Below are 15,624 nucleotides of genomic sequence, written 5' to 3' on the forward strand. Positions count from 1 at the left end.
GGGCAGGGCGCGCGCAAGGCGGCCGATGATGCGAATGCTGCGCGCTTTGACGGGGCCGAACAAGCCGACGCAGGGGGTTTCTGCTATCAGGTTTCGTTATATCCTTTGGGCCATGGACCTTCAACAGATTGCCTATTTCGTGCAGGTGGCCGACCTGTGCAGCTTTTCCCGCGCAGCGCATGTGCTGGGCGTGACCCAGCCGGCGCTCAGCCGCCAGGTAAGCCTGCTCGAAGCGGAACTGGGATGCCGCCTGCTGCATCGCCATGGCCGCGGGGTGGTGCCGACCGAGGCCGGGCAGCGCATGCTGACGCATGGTCAGGCGCTGCTGGCCCATGCGGAACAGGTCAAGCGGGACGTGCGCGCCGTGGTCGATACCGGGGCAGGGCGCGTCAGCGTAGGGCTGCCCCCGCGCGTGGCCCACTGCCTGACGCCCGTGCTGCTGCGCGCGTTTCGCGGCACCGAACCGCAAACGTCCATCAACGTGGTCGAAGCCCTGAGCGCCCAACTGCGCGAGGCCCTGCTGGCCGGCCGGCTCGACCTGGCCGTGCTCTACGATCCGCCGGCATCGTCGCAACTGGACTGCGTGCCGCTGTTTCGCGAAGAAATGGTGCTGGTCGGTCACCCGCCCGACGGCGCCGCATTGCCCGCATCGATTCCCGTAGCGACCTTGGGGCGGTATCCGATGATCCTCCCGAGCCTGCCCAACGCCATCCGGACCGTGGTCGAGGCAGCCTGCCGCACACAAGACGTCATCCTCGATATCGTTGCCGAGGTCGATGCCGTGCACACGCAGCTGCGGATGGCGGCCGAGGGGCAGGGCTATACGGTGCTGCCGCGCAGCACCCTGTCGGCGACGGCCGGCGCAGCGGGCGCGGCCGATCTGGCCTGGGCGCCCATCGGCACGCCGGCCCTGCGCAATCGCCTGGTCCTGGCCACCTCGCGCAGCAAGGCCCCCACGGCCGCAGCGCTGGCGGCCTGCGCATTGATCCAGCGGGTCGACTGGCGCGCGCTGTTTCTGGGCGAACCGGCACTGCGCTGATGCCGGGGATGCCACCGCATGCGCCACCCGTAGCAACCCGAGGTTTGCATAAAATGCAAACCTTGCTTCGATAAATTCCAATTGTAGAAAGGCTATTCCGGTAATAAAGTGGGCCGTCGAATTCAGAAGGACCCGCCCGTGAGCCGTCAATCCGCGATCCAGCACGCCCTGCAGCACCTCGATTCCGGGGAGTTTGCCAAGGTCCTTGGCCGCCGCGTCGCCTTGGCGACCGAGAGCGAAGAGGCAAGCCAGGCGCCGCTGCTGCATGCCTATCTGACCGACGACATTGCGCCGGCGCTGACCGACATGGGCTTCGTCTGCACGACCTGGCCCAATCCCACCGGTCGCGATCTGCCTTTCCTGGTCGCGGACCGCATCGAAGACAGCAAGCTGCCGACGGTACTGTTGTACGGTCATGGCGACGTGGTCCGCGGGCAGGCGGCATCCTGGCGCGAAGGACTGGACCCGTGGACGCTGGTGCACGACGCAGGCCGCTGGTTCGGCCGCGGCACCGCCGACAACAAGGGTCAGCACTCCATCGTATTTGCCGCCCTGCAAAGTGCGATCGACGCACGCAAGGGCACGCTTGGCTACAACGTGCGCATTCTGTTCGAGATGGGCGAAGAAGCCGGCTCGCCAGGGCTGCTGGAGTTCTGCCGCGCGCAGCGCGCGCGTCTGGCGGCCGACCTGCTGATCGCCAGCGACGGGCCCCGCCTGGCCGCCGAACGGCCGACCCTGTTCATGGGCTCGCGCGGCGCGGTCAACTTCGAATTGCGCGTGACCTCGCGCGAACGGGCCTATCACTCGGGCAACTGGGGCGGCCTGCTCGAAAATCCCGCCATCGTGCTCACGCATGCGCTGGCCAGCCTGGTCGACGCGCGCGGCCGCATCGTCATCGACGCGTTGCGGCCGCCCGCCATGCCCGACACCGTGGACCGCGCGGTGCGCGATCTGGCAGTGGGCACCGGCGCCGATGATCCGGTCATCGATGCGACCTGGGGCGAGCCGGGCCTGAATCCGGCCCAGCAGGTGTTCGGCTGGAACACGCTGGAAATCCTGACCCTGGATGCGGGGCAGCCCGCCAAGCCGGTGAATGCGATCCCGGCCAAGGCCAGCGCGTGGTGCCAGTTGCGCTTCGTGGTCGGCACCGACTGGCAGCATCTGGAGCAGCACGTGCGCGCGCATCTGGATGCCGCCGGGTTTCCCATGGTGCAGATCACGATCGGCGCCCGGGCAGGCGCCACGCGGCTCGATCCGCAAGACCCGTGGGTACAGTGGGCCGCGCAGTCGGTCACGGCCACGACGGGTCAGTCCCCGGTGCTGCTGCCCAATCTGGGCGGATCCCTGCCCAATGACGTGTTTGCCGACGAACTGGGACTGCCGACCCTGTGGGTGCCGCATTCCTATCCCGCCTGCGCCCAGCATGCGCCCAACGAACACCTGCTCGAAAGCGTGACCCGTGAAGGCCTGGCCATGATGGCGGGCCTGTTCTGGGACCTGGGTGATGCGGTTGAAGGTCTGCGTGACGGCGCCACCCAGCGCCGCCGCGCGGCCTGACGCAACACGCTCCGGTACCCGGACCGCACCTCCTTCTGACCTGCTCATCCGTACACTGATGGAAATCCGGCTGGGTCTGTTTGCCGGCTTTGCCCTCTTCATCCTGGAATCGCCATGCACCGCATCGTCTGTACCCTTGCCGCCGCGTTGTCCGTCCTGGTCACCGCACAGGCGCACGCCGCCTACCCTGACCATCCCATCAAGATCGTGGTCCCGTTCCCGCCGGGCGGCGGCACCGATGCGGTCGCCCGCGTGCTGGCGCAGAAGCTGGGCGACAAGCTCGGCCAGACCGTCATCGTCGAAAACCGTCCGGGCGCAGCGACCGTGATCGGCGCACAGGCCGTGGCCCGCGCGGCGCCCGATGGCTACACGCTGATGATCTCGGGTTCCAGCACGTATTCGGTTCTGCCCGCACTGAAAAAAGACCTGCCCTACAAGCCGCTCGCCAGCTTCGAGCAGATCGGCATCGTTGCGCTGGCGCCTACGGTGCTGGTCGGCAAGCCCGACCTGGCTGCGTCGTCGCTGACCGATCTGGTGGCGCTGGCCAAGGCCCAGAGCAGCAAGGGCGGCGTGACGTACGGTACGTTTGGCGCGGGGTCGGCGCCCCACCTTGCCGGCGAGATGTTCGCGCAGACCATCGGCGCAACCATGCTGGCCGTTCCCTACAAGGGCAGCGCGCAGCTCACCACCGCATTGATCGGCGGCGAACTGGACTGGGCCGTCGACACGGTGGCCTCGGCTGCGCCGCACATCAACGCCGGCCGCATGAAGGCCTTTGCCGTGTCGGGCGACCGTCGCATGCCGCAGCTGCCCAACGTCCCGACGATGAAGGAAGCCGGCCTGCCTGCCAGCGCCGGCCTGGTCGGCTGGTATGGCTTCGTCGCGCCCGCATCGACGCCCGCGCCCATCATCGACACCATCCGCAAGGCCACCGAAGACGCCATGCAGGACGCCGAGGTCCGCAAGGTCTTTACCAACAACGGCTTCGAGCCCGTCATGCTTGGCCGCGATGCCTTCCGCGACAAGGTCAATGCCGAGATCACGCAATTCACGGCCGTCGCCCAGCGCGGCGCGATCTCGATGGACTGATGCGGATAGTGCAGCCTTGCACCAACGACGGGTGTACGCTGTCCTGACGCATGGCTGGCCAGCCATTCCTCATGCCCTAATTGGTCGCTGACAATGGATTCTCGTCCCCTGCAGGAAACGGGCGTACGGTACTTTCTGGAAGTGGTGCGCTGCGGTTCGATCACCGCCGCGTCCGAACGCCTCAATGTCGGCGCGTCGGCCATCAGCCGGCAGATCGCCACACTGGAAGAACACCTGGGCGCGGCGCTGTTCGAGCGTCACGCGCGGGGCATGGTGCCCAGTTCGGCGGGCGAAGTGCTGGCAGCCTATGCCTACAAGGCAGCGCAGGATGCCGACCGGGTCGCCAAGGAAATCCAGGCCCTCAGTGGACTGAAGACCGGCCTGATCCGCTTGTGCAGCACCGAGGGCATGGCAATGGAATTCGTGCCGCGCGCCATGCTCGACTTCCAGAAGCGCTACCCCGGTGTGCAGTTCGAACTCGATGTGGGCGAAACCTTTGACGTGTCGCGGCGCCTGCGCGAAGGCGATGCCGACGTGGGGCTGACCTTCAGCCGGGTCGCCGAAAAGGACATCAAGGTCGAATATAGCCAGCGCTCCCCCATCATGGCCGTCATGCGGCCGACCCACCCGCTGTCGGGCGCCGACCGCGTCACCTTGCAGCAGCTGGCGGCGTATCCCCTGGCCTTGCCGCCAGTCAGCACCACGATCCGGCAGTTGTTCGACATTGCGTGCAGCGCGCGCAATATCGGGATCGTGCCGGCCCTGTGCAGCAATAGCGCGTCGGCGGTGTATGACTTCGTGGCGAACAGTGATGCCATCACGCTGTCCGGACGTGTGGCGGTCAGCCTGCGCATGGCTGCCGGGACGCTGGCGGCCGTGCCGGTGCGCGAACGCGGCATGGCGCAGCGAGACATCGAGATCCAGACCCTGGCCGGACGCAGCCTGCCTGGCCTGGTGCAAGAGTTCGTCAGCTTCCTGGCGACCCGGCTGGCGCCCTTGAGCTGAGCCCTTCCGGGCGGGTCTGCGGGTTATCCCCAGCACGTCGAACACCCCAAGTCGCGCGCGATTGCCAGATCTTCGTAAAATGCCACCGAATCATTTGGAGCATGACATGGGACTGTTCAAGGACCCCCGGCGCTCGCCGGACGACACCCGCGCGAGCTACGCGCGCCGCCGCGCGCCCTACCTCATTCTTATCGCGATCGGATGCACGGTCTATGCGCTGATGAAGCAGCAGCCCGGTGGCAGCAACACCATGTGGATCGGCGTATTCGTCATGTGGGTGGCGGCAGCGCTGTCCGCCTATGCGGCCGACTGGAGCGACCTGCGCAAGTAAACATCGGGCTCGTCACAGTTCGAGCCGGTATCCCACGCCGTAGATCGACCGGATTACGTCCTGGTCCGGCCGCCACACCTCCAGCTTGCGCCGCAGGTTCTTGATGTGACTGTCGACCGTGCGGTCGGTCACGACGCGGTGGTCGTCATAGAGCTGGTCCAGCAGGCGATCCCGCGAAAAGATCTTGCCCGGGCTGGACGCCAGCGCACGCAGCAGCCGGAATTCCACGGGCGTCACGTCAATGTCGTGACCGTCCAGGCTGACCGAATAGGCCGCCTCGTCGATATGCAGACCCGTGGATTCCTGCGCCGCCTGGGCCGCCGCGCCGCGCGTGCGCCGCAGGATCGCCTTGACCCGCGCCACCACCTCGCGCGGACTGAAAGGCTTGCAGATGTAGTCGTCGGCGCCCAGTTCGAGCCCCAGCAGGCGGTCGATCTCCTCGACGCGCGCCGTCAGCATGATCACGGGCACTTCCGAAAACACCCGCAGTTCGCGGCAGATCTCCAGGCCGTCCTTGCCGGGCAGCATCAGGTCCAGCAGCACCATGTCGGGCGAGTGGCGCTTGATCGCGGGCAAGGCCTCCAGGCCATCCGCAACCCAATGCGTTTCATAGCCGGCGGCCTTCAGGTAGTCGCCGAGCAGGGCGCCGAGCTTGGGTTCATCTTCAACGATGACGATGGTAGCCATGGGTCAATCCACTGAAAGGGAAGCAGGAAACGTCAGGCGCAATTGCAGGCCGCCCAGGTCCGACGGCAGCGCCTCGATCCGGCCATCATGCGCTTCGACGATGCGCTGGCAGATCGCCAGGCCCAGGCCCGAGCCGCCATGCTGCCGGTTGCGCGACGATTCCACACGAAAGAAACGTTCGAACAGCCGGGGCAGCAGGTCTTCGGGAACGCCCGGCGCCGTGTCCTGTAATACGATAATCACATCCGAACCCGCCGCATGCGCCGTGATCTGCAGCATGCCGTTCGGATCCGTGTACCGCACCGAATTTTCGATCAGGTTGGTGAACAGCTGCGTCAGCCGCTGCGTGTCGCCCTGAATCGCCGGCAGGTCCGCAGGCAGTTCGATCTGCATGCCGAGCGACTTGCGCGCCATGCGGTCCTGGAACATGCCGGCCGTCTGCCGCAGCAGGGCGCCCACGTCGACCCGTGCCATGCGATAAGTCAGGGCGCCCACATCGGCCAGCGACAGTTCGTGCAGATCATCGATGAGCTTGCTCAGCAAGGTCACCTCGGCCTGCAAGGACGCGATGGTCTGCGGCGACATCGCTCTCACGCCATCTTCGACCGCTTCGAGCTCGCCACGCAGCACGGCCAGGGGCGTGCGTAATTCGTGCGAAATGTCGGCCACCATGTTCCGCCGCAGTTCTTCGTTGCGCTCCAGCGCGCTGGCCAGGTGGTTGAAGTCCTGTGCGAGCTGGCCCAATTCGTCCGACGACCTCGTGTCGACCCGCGTGCCGTAATCGCCCGCGGCCAGCCGGTGAGTCGCGCCCGCCATGCGTCGCACGGGTGCAAGGAAGCCGCGCGCGAGCAGGATGCTGACCAGCGCGGCGACCAATAGCGAAATGCCCCCGATGATCCAGGTGGCCAGCAGTTGCTGCTCCTGGAAACGATCGTCGGCATCACTGTTGTTCCGGGCGCGCACGGGCGGCGCGGCAAGCCAGCCAACGGCCTGGCGGTCGACCACGATGGGAAATTGCGACGCGATGGGTTGGCCCGGCTGCTGTCCGACGACCACCTTGTGATCCGCATCGAGCAGCGTGAAGCGCGGCGGAGGGGGCGGCGGTGGACCGTAGTCGTCCTGCTGCGCTGCCTCGGCGCGTTCGACGTTGCGGCCGGGCGCGCTCAGGATCCTGCGCCAGCGCGGCGGGTTGTTGCGCAGGAATTCCCAGTCGCCGTGCTCGCGGTAGGCGTCGGCCAGCACCAGGCTCAGGCTGGTGGCCCGCTCGGCTTCCCGCTCGCGCAGGTAGTCGACAAAGCCGCGTTCGAAGCTCCAGCGCAAGGCGCCTGCCATCGCGAAGGCGATCAGGATGCAGGTCGCCAGGATGACGACGAACAACTTCGAGGTAATGCCGAATTTCATGGAGGACATCGATGGCGCCGGCAACGGGATCAGGCCCGAGGCGACGGAGTGTCGCGTATCCATGACGTTATACAAGGCGCCGGGGGCGCCTTGTCGGGGACTTCACATAAATTTCACATTCTTTTCACGGCACCACGCCGGGCGGCAAGGCCATGCAATGCGCCGCCACGTCGCGCGGCCGCGTCCACCAGACCGCATCGCGGCCGACGTGCTCCACGCAGTGCTTCAAGGCGCGGCGCAGCATGCGCAGCCGGAAGGGCTGCCCGAACACATACGGATGCACCGAGACATTCATGACCAGCGGATGCCTGACGGACTGTTCCAGCATTTCGTCGAACTGCTCGATGATCATCTGGCAGAAATCGCCAGCGTCCTGCTTCCGATGGATCACCACCTGCGAGTCGTTCAATTCAATCGGGTAGGGCACCGACAGCAGCGGGCCGTGCTTGGTACGCAGCCACACGGGCTGGTCGTCCATCGGCCAGTCCATCACGTACTCGTACCCGATCTCCTTGAGCAGATCCAGGGTGTTTGACGTCTCATACGCACCCGATCCCATCCAGCCCTTGGGCGCCGCGCCTTCGCGCTGGGTAATCGTCTCGGTAATCTCGCGCAGGATCCGTTCTTCATCCGGCTCCCACAGGCCGCGCAGGTTCTCGGCATTGCTGCGGCCATGGGCAACGACTTCATCGCCCCGCGCCCGCAGCGCATCCATGATCTGCGGCGCGTAGTCATACACCAGGCTGTTGCAGTTGTGCGCGGCTGGCAGGCCCAGTTCATCGAGCAGGTCGAACAGGCGCCAGATGCCGATCCGGTTTCCGTAGTCGCGCCACGAATAATTGCGGTGCGTCTGCGGCTCGCCGGTCTTGGCCGGATCGTGTCCCATGCCTGCCCCGAACGCGAACCACTCGATATTCGTGGTCAGGCAGAACGCAAGCCGCTTGCCTTCCGGCCATGCGTAATCCTTGCGCTCGGGCAGGGGAACGTAGTCGTAACGAGAATGCTGCGGTAGCAGCGGCTTGCGTGTCATCCGGTTTCCTTTTGGATTGCTGCGTGTCCCTTACTGCACACGGGCGCCCGTCGCCTTCACGATGGGACCGTACTTGACCACTTCACGATTGAGCAGGGTCCCGAATTCGTTGGGTGACATCGTCACCGCGTCGGCGCCCAGGCTCTCGTACAGCGTCTTGATCTCGGGCGTGGCCACGACCTTGGCCAGTGCGCCATTGAGCTTCTGCACCACGTCGGCCGGCATGTTGGCCGGTCCCATGATCCCGTTGTAAAGCACCACCTCAAAGTTCGGCACGCCGGCTTCCATCATGGTCGGCACGTCGGGCGCGGTGTCCACGCGCCTGGGCGTCGTCACGGCCAGGGCGCGCAGGCGGTTGCCCTTCATGGCGGCAATGGCGGGCGGCATGCTGCTGAACACGAAGGCGACTTCGCCGCCCAGAATGGCCTGGGTGGCGGGCGAGCTGCCCTTGTAGGGCACGTGCACCGTGTCGACCTTGGCGGCGTTGTTGAACATCTCGCTGGTCAGATGGACGATCGTGCCGTTGCCCGACGACCCATACGAATACCCACCGGGCTTGGCCTTCAGCATGCTGATCAATTCATTCACGTTTTTGGCGGGCGAGCTGGGATTGACCACCAGCATCAACGGCGTCGAGGCCACCATCGCCACTGGCGTGAAGCTCTTGACGGTGTCGTACGACAGCTTGGGATAGAGCGTGGCGTTGATGGCGTGCGTGGTGACGTCCTGCAGCATCAGCGTGTAGCCGTCGGGCTCGGCGCGGGCAATGAGGTCGGACGCGATCGTCGTGCCGGCGCCCGGACGATTCTCGACATACACCTGCTGGCCAAGTTCGCTCGACAGCCTGACAGCGATCGACCGAGCGATCACGTCCGAAATGCCGCCGGCGGTAAAGCCGACGACCAGGCGTATCGGTTTGGTGGGGTAGGCCGTCTGTGCCCAGGCGGACGAGACGGCGATCAGGGCGACCGCGCAGGCGGCAGTGGTTTTTGCCAGGGTGGCAGTGAAGCGACGGGCAGACATGGAACCTCCGGAGACGGATGTGGATTACGAGTCAACGTGACAGCGAAAGCAGCGAAAGCCAAAGCGATTCGATGTCCTTGCGCGCAAGCGCCCGGACAATGAAGACGAGCGTCGACCGGTCAGGGGCAGACGCGCCCTTGGCCAGCGCCACGTGTTTGTCGAACACATGGCAGACACCCTGGACCAGGACGGGGGCCGGTTCGCCCTCGAAGTGGAGGATGCCTTTGACGCGCAGCAGGTCCGCTCCCCGAAGCCGCACCAGGATGTCGAGAAAGTCCTGGAACAGCTCGCGAGGCAGGGGTTCGTTGAATGTCAGAGTGAAGCTCGTCACGTCCCTGGGGTGGGGCGTGAGTAAGGACCCGAGATACCCTCCTTGTTCTGTCTCCGTGGGTTCTTGCCAGGCGAAAGGCGATACCCCTGCGAGCAGGGCGATATCGATGTCACCGTGCGACGCGATTTCGCGCCTGGCAAATCCGTTGATCGTGTTTATCCAGTCCAGGCTTTCGTCGACCTGGTCCTGCGTTGCCAGGTCCGTTTTCGTCACGATCACCAGGTCGGCGGCAGCCACCTGGCGCGAGGCGATCACGGGCGCCGCACGGCGGCCCTCGGCATTGTTGGCATCGACCAGCGCCACGACGTGGGCCAGCCGATAGTCCCGCGCCAGCGGCGCGTCGCTATACAAAGTCTGTGCAACCGGCCCGGGGTCGGCCAGTCCGCTGGTCTCGACGATCACCCGATCGAAGCCGGGCAATTCACCGCGCCGTCGGCGCAAGGTGATGTCCACCAGCAATTCCTGCAAATCGCCGCGCAACTGGCAGCACAGGCAGCCGTTATCCAGCAGCACCGTGCGGTCATCCGACTGTTCCAGCAGGTGGTGATCGATGCCGATCTCGCCGATCTCATTGACGATCATCAGCGAGTCCGACAATTCGGGCGTCGCCAGCACTTTTTTCAGCAGCGTGGTCTTGCCGCTGCCCAGGAACCCCGTGACGACGATCACCGGCACCCGCGCATCCTTGGGCGCTGGCGCAGCGAAGGTCGTATCACCGGAAGAATGCATGGGCGGCGTCATGGCATCACACCGTCATTTCGATCACGTACAGGCCGCCGGTGTGCCGGTCGACCGTGAACACGATGCCGCGGTCATCCACGAACAGGTCATTGAGCTGGATCGCGCCCACCGGCGAATTGGCCGGGGCGGGCGGCACGAAATACGCCACTTCGCGCGGCTGGTAGGGGTCACTGATGTCGTAGGCACGCACGCCACCATTGAAGAAGGTGCCGATGATCAGCTCTTCGGATTTGAACGCGCCGGCAACTGGCGGATTCTCGTGAATGTTGTGGGCGCCGAACCGGCCGCCGCGCCGCTTGAACACGTCCACCGGAGGCGCAGGCAGCGTCGAAATGCTGACCAGGTTGGTCTCGTCGCTGCCATCGAGCAGCCAGACCAGCTTGGGCCAGTCGCCGCCGTTGTCCTGCACGCACTCGTCGGTCAGCACCATCAGGTTGCGGCCGAACAGCGGCATCAGGGTGTGCGTGAACCCCTTGAACGGCGGCGAGTTGCGAAAGCTCGATATCGGCTTGGGCTGGCTCTTGTCGGAGATGTCCATCACGAACGCGCCGCCATCGATATAGCCCAGGTAGCAGCGATCCGGACGGTCGGGGTACACGTTGGTGTTGTGCGCGCGAAAGCCCGAATCCAGTTCCGGCGCCAGCCGTTTGGGCGGCGGTGCGTCGTCGCCTTCCATCGTTCCGGGCAGCCACCAGCGGCCAATGGCCTCGGGCCGGGTCGGGTTGCGAACGTCAACGATCCGGTAGATCTGGTCGTCTTTCGGATTGCGCGGCGTCAGCGACGGATCGCTGCAGGTCATGTGCACCGTCTCGCCGTCGACGAACCACACGGCATGCGCGCCGCGCGAGGTCGGGCCGGACGCATCGAAGTGGCCAATCGACCGGGGGTTCTCCGGCACGCTGATATCGAACATCTCGAAGCCGGCAGGCGCCAGGCCCGGCTTGCTGACCTGGTAGGCCACCGCCATCAGGTTGCCCGAGATCTCCAGGGAATTGGACCGCATCGATGCATGCGGCAGATCGGTCTGCGCGATCACCTTGGGCGCGCGCGGCTCGGTCACGTCCACCGCCGTGAAGTTCTTGGGCGCGCTTTCATGCGCCATCCACAACACACGACGACCGCCAGGCAACACCTGCATCGCCACGCCTTCGCCCACGCCACCGTATCCGCCCAGGTCGTTCTGCGCCAGCAGGCGCATGTTCAGGAACTGGGCGCCGCCCGCGGTCTTGCTATTCATGCCTGCTCCTGCGAGTTGAACCAGTCCAGGATCTGCGCCCCGGTCATGAAGGCCACGTTGGAATGGCTCTGGAGGTAGTCGAGCGCCTGTTCGAAATACTTGATCCGATGCGGCACGCCACTGAGGAAGGGATGCACGGCAATCCCCATCACCCGCACATGGTCCCCGCCTTCCTGATACAGGCGGTCAAAGGAATCCTTGATGCGTTCGAGCAGGACATCGGACCGGTGATGCTGCACGGCCATCATCGGAATGTCGTTGAGTTCGACGGAGTAGGGCATCGCGACCATCTCGCCCGAGCCGGCCTTCAGGCGGCAGGGCTGATCGTCCAGGCACCAGTCGCCGATGTAGCGGATGCCGGCGTCGTGCAGCAGGTCCACCGAGTCATAGGTCTGCGTCAGTCCGGGTCCGAGCCAACCCACCGGCTTCCTGCCGGTAAAGCCCTCGATCGTTTCCACGGTCTGGCGGATCATGGCCGCCTGGTCCTCGACCTGATGGGTGGGCATCTGCGTGAAGGCGTGGCCCATGAATTCCCAGCCGGCGTCGTGCGCTTCCTGCGCCACCCGCGGATAACGGTTGCAGACATTGCCGTTGATCGACAGCGTCGGCACGATGCCGCGCTGGTCCAGCGCCGCCTTCAGACGCCAGAAGCCGACCCGCATGCCGTACTCGTGCCAGGCCCAGTTGGGGATGTCCGGGAGCGTGGTCACGCCGGTCGGGGGCGGCAACACCTGGCGCGGCATGGCTCGCTCGATCTGCCAGTCTTCCACGTTCACGATGGGCCACACGATGACGCGAGCGCCATCAGGGGGACTCAGTCGCGGGCGGTCGATGATGGGCGAGTAAGGCAGACGGTCGCGTGGCTGCATCGAATGTCCAGTATGTGGATAATAAGGCTGACGGATTCTGTAAATCCATACTCTGCCCACGCGTGGGACGTGTCAACGCTGGCTGTCAAAATGTCCACTATCTGGAATTACTGGTTTTGAACGCGCTTCTTCCCTTGGATAAACCGGCCGCCCGTGCGGCGTCGGACGGGACCCAGGGCATCCGCCGGGTCGTCCGTGTACTGAAAGTCCTGGCGGTGCACCGTGATGTCGGCCTGCGATTTGTCGAGGTGGCCGACCTGTGCGAACTCGAACGCCCCACGGCCCACCGCATGCTCAAGACCCTGGTCGAAGAAGGCCTGCTGGTGCGCGACCCGCGCAGCAAGCGCTATCGGCTGGGGGCGCTCACGTTTGAACTGGGACTGGCGGCCGCGCACCACTTCAACCTGGTCGATCTGTGCGCGCCGTCCTTGCAACGGCTCGCACGCGCCACGGGCGATACCTCTTTCCTGTTCATCCGCCGCGGGAACGATGCGATCTGCGTGAGCAGTGTGCCGGGCCACTATCCGATACAGACCCCGGTGGTGCCTGTGGGAAGCCGACAGCCCCTTGGCGTGAACGCGGGCGGCCTGGCGCTGCTGTTGAGCATGACCCCGGCGGAAGTCGAAGAAATCATTCTTGCGGTTCGCCCACGGCTGGGCGCCTATGGGGACTTCGATGCCGACGACCTGCGGCAGTCCGTCGCCGCGGGGCGCGTGCAGCGATATTCCTTGATCGGGGAAAAGGCGGTACCGGGCGTGACGGCGATCGGGCTGCCCATCGTCAACCAGCTTGGCGTGCCCGTGGCGGCGCTGACCGTTGCAGCCATCTCGAGCCGCATGACGCCCGCACGTCAGCAGGACATCGTCCCGCTGCTTCAGCAGGAAGTCGACGAGGTGCGGCGGCTGTTGTACCGCTAGAGTCAGGTCAGAGAGCTGGCGTGCGCGTCACGCCCTGCGTCAGGCGGGAACAGGTTCCGTGACCTGCCCGGACGCTTGACCGGAGAATCCTTGTGTCGCAACCCTTATGTCGAAACCCTTGTCCCGAAACCCTTACTCAGGCCTTTCGCTTGGGCGGGCTTTTTCTGGGCTTGGCAGTCGTTGTGGTGTCGATGACGTTGCCGCGGCGTGCAGGTGCCACCGTGCGTTTGGCCCCGCGCGGCAAGACCGGCGCAGGGGGGCGCGCATTGCGCTGATTCAGTGGGGGGAGGGGCGTTGCCGTCGATGCGGTGGCAGGATGGCTGGCAGTCTTCTCGGTCATGGCGGTCTCCGTGGGGCGACGGTGCCATTCGCGAAGCTCGCAAGGTACGTCGCTGTCGTCGTCATCAGCCGGGGGGCCGGCTGGTCATGCGTACTCTGAACGTCGGTGTGCAAAGGCCAGTCGTTGCTTGGTGCAACGACTGGCCCAGGGATGTTCCCGCTGCGCCTGTATCGGCGTCTTGTTCAGGTTTCCCTGTCCTGCTTCAACCTGCGCATTCCGGACGGTGTTCGCGTAACGCGGACCCGGACCGGCGCAGCGTCTTTCTTACTTAGGGGCGAACCACCGTCGGGCCACCGGCGACGACGTCATCGCGGTAGGCCAGCGGGCGGCGCTTGAAACCGGCGGCGCCTGCGGCACCGGCGATCAGCATGCCGATGATCAGGGTAGCCAGCGTCCACCATGCGCCTTGCGACACAGCACGAGCCGTTGCATCTGCCGCTTCACGCGCCTTTTGCTCGGCTTGCTTCTTGGCCTCTTCAATCTTGGCCATGGTCTGGTTATACGTCCGCTCGTAGTTGTCGGCAATACGCTGCGACTCTTCACGCGACTTGCCGGTACGCGCCTGGATGATGTTGACCAGGGCTTCCTTGTCGGCGGCGTTCAGGGCCGGTGCAGCCTGGCTCTTCACACGGTTCCACCAGGCAGCCATGTCGTTGTCGGCATTCTGGGGTTGCTGGGCTGCGCCCTGCGCGGTGTTCTGGCCGTCTTGCGCCGCTTGCTGCGCATTGTCTTGCAGACGTTCAGGGTTCAGTTCGGCCTTGCCGCTCTGACGCAGCAGCGTGTCGAGTTCCGACTGGATGCTGCCCATGTCGATGTCGACACCGCTCTTGCGCATCTGGTCCTTGACCGTGTCGGCTACAGCCGGTGCGGCGCGCATGGCGCCTTCGCCCGCAATCGACAGGCCCTTGCCCAGGATGCTGCCTGCCGCGCCGAAGATGCCACCGGCAATCGAGGTCAACAGATAGATGGTCAGCATCGTCGTGATGGCCCACGACAGCACGCCGTGCAGGCTGCCTTGTGTGCGCGACGAGCGGCCGGCAAAGTAGGCGCCGATGGCGATCGAGATGACCGTCGTCAGCAACAGCCAGATGCCGGTGCCCATGCCCATGCCGCGCACGGGGTTGCCTTCTTCCAGTGGATCAATGGCGCCGGCGCCGATCGCCGTTCCAAGCACGCTCAGGATCAGATAGGAGACGAGCGACAGGCTGACGCCTGCGAAGATGGCGCCCCAGGAGATCCTGGGGCCGCGGTCGTTGTTGACGATGGTTGTCATAAGAGTGTCCATATTGTTGTGTGTTGCTGGAGCCATCGGGGCGGCGACTCCGTAACCCTGCAGAGCAACGACCGTGCCACGCCGGATGGCGCAGTCAGTGGCAACCCGTGCGGATGAGCGGAGGATGAGTCTCCACCCTGGGAAACTGTGGCAAATTCTCGGGAACTTTATGCAATGGCATCGGCGCAGGGCCAGGCAACGGTCCTCTTGAAACGGCAGAAGGAATTACAAAGTGGCGTAAATACAGGCTTCCCGGAGATTCTGCGAGATTTGGCGAGCCGTGCTCAGCAGTTCGCCAGCGGGGGAATGGAAGCGTTTACAAAAGGGAAACCGGGGAGCGCATCGTCAGATGTCCCGCTGCTCTTCTAGATATAAGAGCCTAATACCGGCCGCAGCACGGGCGCATACGCTTCATGTCGAGCCAAGGCCCTGGCTCTGTTAGTTCTAAAGCTCCTTCTCTAATAGACCTAGGGCATCTCTCTCATAAGATGATCCATGTGCAGGACGGTGGCTCACCCCGCCCCACTTCAAATTTTTGGTGGCCCGCTTGCAAACCGAAATTTATCCGTGCTATATTCATTGGCTCGACGGAACAAAAGCAAAACGCAACGCGATCTGCCTAGGCAGCAACGGTGCAGCGGGTTCTGAAGAGCAGTGGTGATGGGGCGAAAGTTCCAAGTGGAATGAAATTTCCAGGTCGTGAAGATGTCTAGCAGTTGGATGTTTCGACAGTTTGACAAGCGTAAAAAACTTC

At 64.8% G+C, this 15,624-nt stretch carries 15 protein-coding genes; 6 read left to right on the forward strand and 9 right to left on the reverse strand.

Going from position 1 to position 15,624, the window contains the following annotated elements; translation table 11 throughout:
* The first annotated feature begins 112 nt into the window (after nt 1-112).
* From IE116_RS22940 to IE116_RS22960, 5 genes are all read left to right on the forward strand, one after another.
* Nucleotides 113-1,039 carry a LysR family transcriptional regulator gene (locus IE116_RS22940; protein WP_189615730.1) on the forward strand — a complete coding sequence of 309 codons (927 nt, stop codon included), beginning with the start codon at nt 113-115 and terminating at the stop codon, nt 1,037-1,039.
* Between the two features lie 138 nt (nt 1,040-1,177).
* Entirely contained in the window at nt 1,178-2,596 is a 1,419-nt protein-coding gene (locus IE116_RS22945) for a M20 family metallopeptidase (RefSeq protein ID WP_189615732.1), read from the forward strand.
* 114 nt (nt 2,597-2,710) lie between these two features.
* Nucleotides 2,711-3,685: a Bug family tripartite tricarboxylate transporter substrate binding protein gene (locus tag IE116_RS22950; protein WP_189615734.1), complete on the forward strand. Its 975-nt coding sequence runs from the start codon at nt 2,711-2,713 to the stop codon at nt 3,683-3,685.
* A 93-nt stretch (nt 3,686-3,778) separates the two neighbouring features.
* On the forward strand, nt 3,779-4,690 hold the full coding sequence (locus IE116_RS22955) for a LysR family transcriptional regulator (RefSeq protein ID WP_189615736.1): 912 nt from the start codon (nt 3,779-3,781) through the stop codon (nt 4,688-4,690).
* A 106-nt stretch (nt 4,691-4,796) separates the two neighbouring features.
* Entirely contained in the window at nt 4,797-5,021 is a 225-nt protein-coding gene (locus IE116_RS22960) for a hypothetical protein (RefSeq protein ID WP_189615738.1), read from the forward strand.
* Nucleotides 5,022-5,033: 12 nt separating this feature from the next.
* Here the strand turns inward: IE116_RS22960 and IE116_RS22965 are convergent, their stop codons facing one another.
* From IE116_RS22965 to IE116_RS22995, 7 genes are all read right to left on the reverse strand, one after another.
* Nucleotides 5,034-5,708 carry a response regulator gene (locus IE116_RS22965; RefSeq protein ID WP_189615739.1) on the reverse strand — a complete coding sequence of 225 codons (675 nt, stop codon included), beginning with the start codon at nt 5,706-5,708 and terminating at the stop codon, nt 5,034-5,036.
* Nucleotides 5,709-5,711: 3 nt separating this feature from the next.
* A complete protein-coding gene (gene baeS, locus IE116_RS22970; protein ID WP_229828744.1) occupies nt 5,712-7,118 on the reverse strand; it encodes a sensor histidine kinase efflux regulator BaeS in 1,407 nt (468 codons plus the stop codon).
* 115 nt (nt 7,119-7,233) lie between these two features.
* Complete coding sequence (locus IE116_RS22975) at nt 7,234-8,139, reverse strand: polysaccharide deacetylase family protein (protein ID WP_189615741.1); 906 nt, start codon at nt 8,137-8,139, stop codon at nt 7,234-7,236.
* Between the two features lie 30 nt (nt 8,140-8,169).
* Entirely contained in the window at nt 8,170-9,162 is a 993-nt protein-coding gene (locus tag IE116_RS22980) for a Bug family tripartite tricarboxylate transporter substrate binding protein (protein WP_189615743.1), read from the reverse strand.
* A 31-nt stretch (nt 9,163-9,193) separates the two neighbouring features.
* On the reverse strand, nt 9,194-10,222 hold the full coding sequence (locus tag IE116_RS22985) for a CobW family GTP-binding protein (RefSeq protein WP_189615746.1): 1,029 nt from the start codon (nt 10,220-10,222) through the stop codon (nt 9,194-9,196).
* A gap of 16 nt (nt 10,223-10,238) precedes the next feature.
* A complete protein-coding gene (locus IE116_RS22990) occupies nt 10,239-11,471 on the reverse strand; it encodes an LVIVD repeat-containing protein (protein ID WP_229828747.1) in 1,233 nt (410 codons plus the stop codon).
* Complete coding sequence (locus IE116_RS22995) at nt 11,468-12,340, reverse strand: polysaccharide deacetylase family protein (protein WP_189615748.1); 873 nt, start codon at nt 12,338-12,340, stop codon at nt 11,468-11,470. Before IE116_RS22995 ends, IE116_RS22990 begins: the two co-directional genes overlap by 4 nt.
* A gap of 116 nt (nt 12,341-12,456) precedes the next feature.
* Here IE116_RS22995 and IE116_RS23000 point away from each other — a divergent pair, with 116 nt between their 5' ends.
* A complete protein-coding gene (locus tag IE116_RS23000) occupies nt 12,457-13,257 on the forward strand; it encodes an IclR family transcriptional regulator (protein ID WP_229828751.1) in 801 nt (266 codons plus the stop codon).
* 136 nt (nt 13,258-13,393) lie between these two features.
* On the opposite strand, the gene IE116_RS23005 is transcribed toward IE116_RS23000, so the two are convergent.
* Both IE116_RS23005 and IE116_RS23010 read right to left on the reverse strand, forming a co-directional pair.
* On the reverse strand, nt 13,394-13,597 hold the full coding sequence (locus IE116_RS23005; RefSeq protein ID WP_189615750.1) for a hypothetical protein: 204 nt from the start codon (nt 13,595-13,597) through the stop codon (nt 13,394-13,396).
* 268 nt (nt 13,598-13,865) lie between these two features.
* Complete coding sequence (locus tag IE116_RS23010; RefSeq protein WP_189615751.1) at nt 13,866-14,870, reverse strand: hypothetical protein; 1,005 nt, start codon at nt 14,868-14,870, stop codon at nt 13,866-13,868.
* Between the last annotated feature and the right edge of the window lie 754 nt (nt 14,871-15,624).

The organism is Pigmentiphaga litoralis, assembly GCF_014651835.1.
In the GTDB taxonomy this organism is placed as follows: domain Bacteria; phylum Pseudomonadota; class Gammaproteobacteria; order Burkholderiales; family Burkholderiaceae_B; genus Pigmentiphaga; species Pigmentiphaga litoralis.

Coding starts and splice junctions, on each gene's coding strand:
- IE116_RS22965 (WP_189615739.1), bottom strand. CDS start 5,708: ATGGCTACCATCGTCATCGTTGAAGATGAACCCAAGCTCGGCGCCCTG.
- IE116_RS22975 (WP_189615741.1), bottom strand. CDS start 8,139: ATGACACGCAAGCCGCTGCTACCGCAGCATTCTCGTTACGACTACGTT.
- IE116_RS22955 (WP_189615736.1), top strand. CDS start 3,779: ATGGATTCTCGTCCCCTGCAGGAAACGGGCGTACGGTACTTTCTGGAA.
- IE116_RS22995 (WP_189615748.1), bottom strand. CDS start 12,340: ATGCAGCCACGCGACCGTCTGCCTTACTCGCCCATCATCGACCGCCCG.
- IE116_RS22950 (WP_189615734.1), top strand. CDS start 2,711: ATGCACCGCATCGTCTGTACCCTTGCCGCCGCGTTGTCCGTCCTGGTC.
- IE116_RS22985 (WP_189615746.1), bottom strand. CDS start 10,222: ATGCATTCTTCCGGTGATACGACCTTCGCTGCGCCAGCGCCCAAGGAT.
- IE116_RS22960 (WP_189615738.1), top strand. CDS start 4,797: ATGGGACTGTTCAAGGACCCCCGGCGCTCGCCGGACGACACCCGCGCG.
- IE116_RS22980 (WP_189615743.1), bottom strand. CDS start 9,162: ATGTCTGCCCGTCGCTTCACTGCCACCCTGGCAAAAACCACTGCCGCC.
- IE116_RS23005 (WP_189615750.1), bottom strand. CDS start 13,597: ATGACCGAGAAGACTGCCAGCCATCCTGCCACCGCATCGACGGCAACG.
- IE116_RS22990 (WP_229828747.1), bottom strand. CDS start 11,471: ATGAATAGCAAGACCGCGGGCGGCGCCCAGTTCCTGAACATGCGCCTG.
- baeS (WP_229828744.1), bottom strand. CDS start 7,118: ATGTCCTCCATGAAATTCGGCATTACCTCGAAGTTGTTCGTCGTCATC.
- IE116_RS22940 (WP_189615730.1), top strand. CDS start 113: ATGGACCTTCAACAGATTGCCTATTTCGTGCAGGTGGCCGACCTGTGC.
- IE116_RS23010 (WP_189615751.1), bottom strand. CDS start 14,870: ATGACAACCATCGTCAACAACGACCGCGGCCCCAGGATCTCCTGGGGC.